This is a genomic window from Microbacterium sp. UBA837 (assembly GCF_002296025.1).
Lineage (GTDB): Bacteria > Actinomycetota > Actinomycetes > Actinomycetales > Microbacteriaceae > Microbacterium.
This window is the reverse complement of sequence record NZ_DBHD01000174.1, coordinates 1-6922: the sequence shown is the minus strand read 5'-3', so window position 1 is coordinate 6922 and position 6922 is coordinate 1. Positions and strand designations below refer to the sequence as shown.

At 68.3% G+C, this 6922-nt stretch carries 7 protein-coding genes; 6 read left to right on the top strand and 1 reads right to left on the bottom strand.

Annotated elements, in window-relative coordinates; all coding sequences use genetic code 11:
* Nucleotides 1-49 precede the first annotated feature (49 nt).
* The 4 genes from B3587_RS12265 to lysS all read left to right on the top strand — a co-directional run bounded on the left by B3587_RS12265 (nucleotide 50) and on the right by lysS (nucleotide 4510).
* The gene (locus B3587_RS12265) at nucleotides 50-616 is read left to right on the top strand and encodes a PH domain-containing protein (RefSeq protein ID WP_292729081.1); all 567 of its coding nucleotides are present in this window, start codon (nucleotides 50-52) and stop codon (nucleotides 614-616) included.
* Complete coding sequence (locus B3587_RS12260; RefSeq protein WP_228177476.1) at nucleotides 613-2181, top strand: PH domain-containing protein; 1569 nt, start codon at nucleotides 613-615, stop codon at nucleotides 2179-2181. Before B3587_RS12265 ends, B3587_RS12260 begins: the two co-directional genes overlap by 4 nt.
* Nucleotides 2178-2873, top strand: a complete 696-nt coding sequence (locus tag B3587_RS12255; RefSeq protein WP_308017241.1) for a DUF2520 domain-containing protein — start codon at nucleotides 2178-2180, stop codon at nucleotides 2871-2873. The genes B3587_RS12260 and B3587_RS12255 overlap by 4 nt, the downstream gene beginning before the upstream one ends.
* A gap of 77 nt (nucleotides 2874-2950) precedes the next feature.
* Nucleotides 2951-4510 (top strand): lysine--tRNA ligase, encoded by a 1560-nt coding sequence (gene lysS, locus B3587_RS12250; RefSeq protein ID WP_228177475.1) that lies wholly within the window; start codon nucleotides 2951-2953, stop codon nucleotides 4508-4510.
* A 15-nt stretch (nucleotides 4511-4525) separates the two neighbouring features.
* Here the strand turns inward: lysS and B3587_RS12245 are convergent, their stop codons facing one another.
* The gene (locus B3587_RS12245; RefSeq protein ID WP_292729062.1) at nucleotides 4526-5635 is read right to left on the bottom strand and encodes a DUF4192 domain-containing protein; all 1110 of its coding nucleotides are present in this window, start codon (nucleotides 5633-5635) and stop codon (nucleotides 4526-4528) included.
* Nucleotides 5636-5744: 109 nt separating this feature from the next.
* Between B3587_RS12245 and B3587_RS12240 the strand changes: the two genes are divergently transcribed.
* Nucleotides 5745-5933, top strand: coding sequence for a hypothetical protein (locus tag B3587_RS12240; protein WP_228177473.1), 189 nt, complete (start codon nucleotides 5745-5747; stop codon nucleotides 5931-5933).
* Nucleotides 5934-5986: 53 nt separating this feature from the next.
* The coding region (locus B3587_RS12235; RefSeq protein WP_292729059.1) for a phospholipase D-like domain-containing protein at nucleotides 5987-6922 on the top strand (936 nt) is incomplete at its 3' end.

The following is a 6922-nucleotide window of genomic DNA, read 5'->3' as shown; positions in this document are numbered from 1 at the left end:
GGACACGAAGACTTCGGCGGTGGCAGATGGTGAGACCGTCGAGTCGGCGATCGCCCACGACCTCTCGGCTCACGTCACGCGCGACGTGATCGACGATGAAGGCACGTTCGCGCAGATCCTCGAGCCGCGCTCCGAGAACCGGCTCCCGCTCGGCGACGGAACCTGGCACCAACTCGCCCGGCAGTACGTCTGGGTGCAGCTGATCTCGTCGGGCATCGTGTTTCTCCTCGTGCTCGGCGCAGCGCTCGCGATCTCGTTGATCGTCGGGGCGTGGTGGGTCTGGATTCCGGCCGGCATCCTGCTGGTGATCCTCGCGTTCACGCTCGCGATCACGCCGCGGCAGGCCCGCGCCTACGGCTACCAGTTGCGCGAGGACGACCTGGTCTTTCGCAAGGGCATCCTCTGGCAGCGGGTTGTCGCCGTGCCCTACGGACGGATGCAGCTGGTCGACATCACGCACGGTCCGCTCGATCGGGGGTTCGGAATCGCGCAGCTCAAGCTCGTGACCGCGGCAGCCACCACCGGGGTCGCCATTCCCGGCATCCGTCAAGACGCCGCCGAGCAGCTGCGCGACACCCTCATCGCGGTAGCAGAGACCCGCCGGACCGGCCTGTGACCGACCCCACCCCCGCCTCGCCTGCCACCCCGCCTCCCGCTGCGGAGGTGCGTTCGCCGCTCAGCGACGGCGAGTGGCATCGGATGCACCCCCTCACCCCGCTGTTCCGGGGTGGACTGGTGTTGGTGATCGTCGCGGGCGTGATCATCGCGAACATGCGCGACCGGCTGATCGCGATCTTCCTGCCGTGGCTGGCTCCCGGCTTCGAGGGAGAGCAGATCCCCGGAGACCCCGTCGACTACGTCGTCTCGCACAACCTGATCCTGGTTGCGACCCTCGTGGTGCTCGGAGTCGTGATCGTGCTGGTCGGGCTCTTCTATCTCGGCTGGCGCTTCCACAGCTTCCGCATCACGGATGACGACGTCGAGGTGCGCTCGGGTGTGGTCTTCCGGTCGCACCGGCGCGCACCGCTCGACCGGGTGCAGGGCGTGAACCTGACCCGCCCGACGATCGCGCGCCTGTTCGGCCTGGCCAAACTCGAGGTTGTGGGAGCGGGCCTCGACGCGAACGTCAAGCTGGAGTACCTGTCGACCGCGAATGCCGAGGCGATTCGTGGCGACATCCTGCGGTTGGCGTCGGGCCGCCAGTTGGGCGCGCGCGGTGAGGCCGGGCGGCGCGCGACGGCATCCGAAACCGTGTCGGCAGGAATCACCGGGCTGATCGCGGGAGCGGAGGCGCCCGTTGCCGAACCGGAGTCGGTAGTTTCGATTCCGGTCGGACGACTGGTCGCCTCGCAGACCCTGTCGGGTACGACGATCTTTCTGGTGGCGGCGATCGCCGCGATCGTCACCGGGGCGGTCACGACGACCGGGTGGGTGCTGTTCGGCGTGGTCCCGGCAGTCCTCGGTTTCGGTGCCTACTGGATCCGCTCGATCACCCGCTCGCTCCGATACTCGATCGCCCCGACGCCCAGCGGTGTTCGAATCACCTACGGGCTGCTGACGACGATCACCGAGATCATTCCGCCGGGACGCATCCACGCCGTCGAGGTCACCCAGCCGCTCATGTGGCGCCCGTTCGGCTGGTGGGCGATCCGCATCAACCGGCTGTCGGGCCGCAGCATGAGCGATGGGGCCAACGACCAGTTCGGCACCGTGCTGCCGGTGGGTAACCGCGCCGATGTCGAGCGGGTCCTGCGGCTCATCCTGCCGACGATCGCCGAAGATGACTGGCCCATGATCGTCGACAACGGCGCCCTCGGTCCCGTCGCCGACGACCCCTATACGACCACGCCGAAGCGGGCACGGCTGCTTCGACCCCTCTCGTGGCGCCGCAACGGATTCTGGCTCGGAACTGACGCGCTGTTCCTGCGGCGGGGTCGGATCTGGCGGACCCTCGCGGTCGTGCCGCTGGCTCGGATGCAGAGCCTTGAGGTGAGCCAGGGCCCGGTCGACCGCGCGCTGCGGGTGGCGAACATCCGCGCCCACACGGTCGCCGGTCGCGTGTCGGGGAGCCTCGGCATCCTCGACCGAGACGATGCGCTGCGCCTGTTCGATGACGGTGAGCGAGCCGCTATCGGCGCTGTCGCGACCGACCGCTCGCACCGCTGGGCGGGGGACGAGTGAGCGACCGGCTGCGCGTCGGGATCGTGGGTGCCGGCAGAGTCGGACCCGTGATCGGTGCCGCGCTGGCTGGCGCCGGGCACGCGATCGTCTCGATCACGAGCGGATCGGATGACGACCGTGTCGCCGCGATCCTTCCGGGAGTTCCCATCAGGGACCCGCAGGACGTTGTGCGCGAGAGCCAGCTCGTCGTTATCGCCGTTCCCCACGATCAGATCGACGGACTCGTGACCGGACTCGCGGAGCTCGACGCCTGGCAGGCCGGCCAACTCGTGGTGCACACCGATCCGGCGTTCGGCACCGGAGTGCTCGCACCGGCGATGGCGCGCGGCGCGATTCCGCTGGCGATCCATCCGGCTATCGCGTTCACGGGCACCTCGATAGACCTGCGGACACTGATCGGGGCGTATGCCGCGGTCACGGCCCCCGCCCCCGTGCTGCCGATCGCACAGGCGCTCGCGGTCGAGCTGGGCTGCGAGCCTGTGATCATCGCCGAGGCTGACCGACCCGCCTATGCCGAGGGGATCGCGACCGCTACCGACTTCTCGAGATCCATCATCCGCCAGGCCACCGACCTGCTGCATGCGGCCGGCGTCACCGAGCCGGGCCGCTACCTCGCGGCGCTCATGCACACGACAGTCGACCACGCGCTCGTGGAGGCGGGGGTCGACGACATCCGCCCGCCCGCGGACTGAGTCCAGAGCTTCCGCGCCCGCGGAGTCACGATGGCCTCGCGGATAGACTGGGCGACGATTTTCAAGGAGCTCCCCTCATGACCGACACCTCTGCCGCCGTGCCCGCGGACGCCGCCCCCGAAGCATCCGACGAGGACGTCTTCGAGCAGAAGGCGGTGCGGCTGGCCAAGCGCGAGCGGCTGCTGGCAGAGCGAACGGATGCCGCGGGCGGCGCCTATCCGGTGAGTGTCCCGGTCACCGCCTCGATCGCTGAGGTTCGCGAACGCTTCGCCCACCTCGAGGCCGGCGACGAGACGGGAGAGACAGTCTCGGTTGCGGGACGGGTCGTCTTCAGCCGCAACACCGGCAAGCTGTGTTTCGCCGCGCTGCAGGCGGGGGACGGCAGTCGCATCCAGGCCATGGTGTCGCTTGCCGCGGTGGGCGAGGAGTCTCTGCAGCGCTGGAAGGAACTCGTCGACCTCGGCGACCACGTCGCGGTGACCGGCGAGGTGATCTCGAGCCGGCGGGGTGAACTGTCGATCATGGTGGCCGAGTGGACGATCGCCGCCAAGGCGCTGCTGCCCCTGCCGAACCTCTATGCGGAACTGAGCGAGGAGAGCCGCGTCCGCAGCCGGTTCCTCGATCTCATCGCCCGCGATCAGGCGCGCCAGACCGTGCTCGCCCGCGCCGGGGTCAACCGGAGCCTGCGCGACACGTTCGCCGCCCACGGTTTCGTCGAGGTCGAGACGCCCATGCTGCAGGTGCAGCACGGCGGGGCATCAGCCCGTCCCTTCATCACCCACTCCAACGCATTCGACACCGAGCTCTATCTGCGCATTGCGCCCGAGCTGTTCCTCAAGCGCGCCGTGGTCGGTGGCATCGACCGCGTCTTCGAAATCAACCGCAACTTCCGCAACGAGGGCGCCGACTCGACCCACAGCCCCGAGTTCGCGATGCTCGAGGCCTACCAGGCCTACAGCGATTACAACGGCATCGCCGACCTCACGCAGGAGCTCATCCAGAACGCCGCGATCGCCGTGACCGGCTCGACCGAGGTGACCTGGGCCGACGGCACGGTCTATGACCTCGGCGGCGAGTGGGAGCGGATGTCGATGTACGACTCGCTCAACGACGCTCTTGCCGACGCGTGGGAGGGCGCGGATGCCGCTCCCCGCATCGACGCCGCAACACCGCTCGCCGACCTGACGACGATCGCGGAGCGCTTCGGCGTCGATGTGCCTGCGCACCCGATTCCCGGAAAGCTCGTCGAAGAGCTGTGGGAGCACTTCGTCAAGCCGACGCTCGTGCGTCCCACGTTCGTCATGGACTTCCCCCTCGACACGAGCCCGCTCGTGCGTGAGCACCGGTCCATTCCCGGTGTCGTGGAGAAGTGGGACCTCTACGTCCGGGGCTTCGAGCTGGCGACCGGCTACTCCGAGCTCGTGGACCCGGTCATCCAGCGCCAGCGCTTCGAAGAGCAGGCCAAGCTCGCGGCCCGCGGTGACGACGAGGCCATGCGGATCGACGAGGAGTTCCTGCGTGCCCTCGAGCACGGGATGCCGCCCACCGGTGGCATGGGGATGGGAATCGACCGGCTCCTCATGGCGATCACGGGTCTCGGCATCCGTGAAACCATTCTCTTCCCGCTCGTGAAGTAGGGCGGCCGCCGCCGGTCACTGTTCCGGCTCGTCGAGCCGGAACGCCCAATCGGGCAGGTGACCCGCGCCCACGAACGAGCGCACGATCTCGGCGAGGCCGTGTTCGGGCTCTATCGCTGTCGCCTGTTGGGCGAAGAGGTCAGCGTGGGTTGACCGGCCGAGTGCCCACGAGAACCACGCCGCGACCGCCAGCGGTCCCGGGCGCCTGGAGGCAGGGACGGCGCTGGCGATGTGTCGCGCCAGCAGTAGCGCACGTCCGAGCCGTTCGGGTGAGGGCCGCGGGCCCTCGCCCCACAGGCGCATCGCGATCTCGCTCGGATACTCTGCGCCGTCTTCCCAGCAAGCCTGCGCCTGCGCGGCTTCGTCTCCCGCGTCGATCCCGTCGACCCAGCAGATGAGGGCGATGTCGCGCAGTGACGGCCTTCCGAGCGCCCACGCGGCGGCGGCGATCTCGAACGGATCGAGTGCTGCGGCATCCGAGCCCAGGAGCCGCTCCACGAACGCCGGAAGGTCATCGAGCAGACACGCGGCCGCGAAGGCGCGGGGATCGATGCGTGCGGGGTCGGTTGTCGGATGATCTGCGTCGGCGAGCACGAGCGCGCGGATGGCGGCGTCGAGCGCCTCACAGGCGGCCTCGACCGCGGTCGACCTACTCGCATCGAGGGGGAGCAGATCTGCGCCAGCGTACTGATTCGCCTCCGGTGCTGCGACGTCCTCGATGCCTGGCGGGAGGTCATCGGCAGTCGGCACCGAACCCGAGTCAGACCGCGCGTAGGACCCCCACCGCCGTCCTGCGACCCACAATGCCTCCACGATCAGCACCCCGCAGGCCTCGGCTCGACGCTCGATTCCCTCGACAAGGGTGCGAGCAGGAGCATCAGTGTCGCCGTAGACGACGATCGCGCAGCCGTCGGCCTCGGGCACCCGGCACACCAGCCCGATCATGGTCGCGGCGATCTCGTCGGCGCGGTCGTCATCGGGTGGGAGGTCCAGGCGCATGGCGCCGCGGCTTCGACCACGCCGGAACGGCACCAATACGACACTGCGTTGCGGAACGAATCCGAGGAGGCGCGGGACGACGGTCAGGAACTCGGCGGGTGAGGTCGCATGAATGATCGGAGTCATGCATCCGAGCATGCGAGTGGCGCCACGCTGCGCGGCAGGATCACCGGCGGGACGGGGATAGGTGACTCTCGAGGCGACCTGGGGAGATGGCGCCGCGTATCCTGGATGAGTGGACAGCTTCTGGGTGGCAGCGCTATGGGCGATCCTGCCTACCATCGTGGTGCTGACTCTGTTCTTCTGGGTCCTGCGCAGCATCATCCGTGCCGACCGCAACGAGCGCCGCGAGTACGCGCGCATCGAAGCCGAGGAACGCGCGGCACGCGGGCTTCCTCCGGCGCCCGCCGCAACCGAGCAGTGACGCCACTTCCCACTACGCTGGCGTGAGAACGCCACCGTGGAGGGAGCTGACGCATGGTGCTTGCCGGACTTGTGCCGTCGACGTCCGGCGGAGACGTCGATGTGACGCTAGACCTCCCCGACATCGCGTTCTGGTGGCTGCTCGCCCTCTTCCTGTTCGATCTCAGCATCCGCATCGCGGCGATCATCATCATCCCGCGCAACCGCCGCCCCACCTCGGCGATGGCGTGGTTGCTCGCCATCTACTTCATCCCGATCGTCGGCGTGCTGCTGTTCCTGCTGATCGGAAACCCGCGACTGCCGCGCAAGAAGCGTCAGCAGCAGGAGCAGATCAACACCGCGCTGCGCGAGAACGGCGAGAACGTCTCGGTCGGAACGCTCCGGCCCGGAGCGCCAGCCTGGTTCACGGGGCTCGTCGACTTGAACACCAACCTGGGCGCGATGCCGCTCACCGGCGACAATCAGGCCACCCTCATCTCCGAGTATCAGGTGAGCCTGGACGCCATGGCCGAGGCCATTCGCGGCGCCCGGAGCTACGTGCACGTCGAGTTCTACATCCTGCAAACTGACGCATCGACCGACAACTTCTTCGCAGCCCTCGAAGAGGTCGCCGCACGCGGCGTTACGGTCCGTGTGTTGCTGGACCACTGGGCCAACCGCGGCAAGCCGTTCTACAAGAAGACGCTGCAACGGCTCGATCGCATGGGTGCGGCCTGGCACCTGATGCTGCCCGTGCAGCCGCTGAAGGGTAAGTGGCAGCGACCCGATCTGCGCAACCACCGTAAGCTGCTGGTCGTCGACGGCGAGGTAGCCTTCGTCGGTTCGCAGAACGTTACTGACTCGACCTACAACCTGAAGAAGAACATCAAGCGAGGCCTGCACTGGGTCGACCTCATGGCCCGCGTCGAAGGGCCGGTGGTCTCGTCGATCGACGTCGTGTTCCTCTCTGACTGGTACAGCGAGACCGGCGAAATCCTCACCGACCAGGTC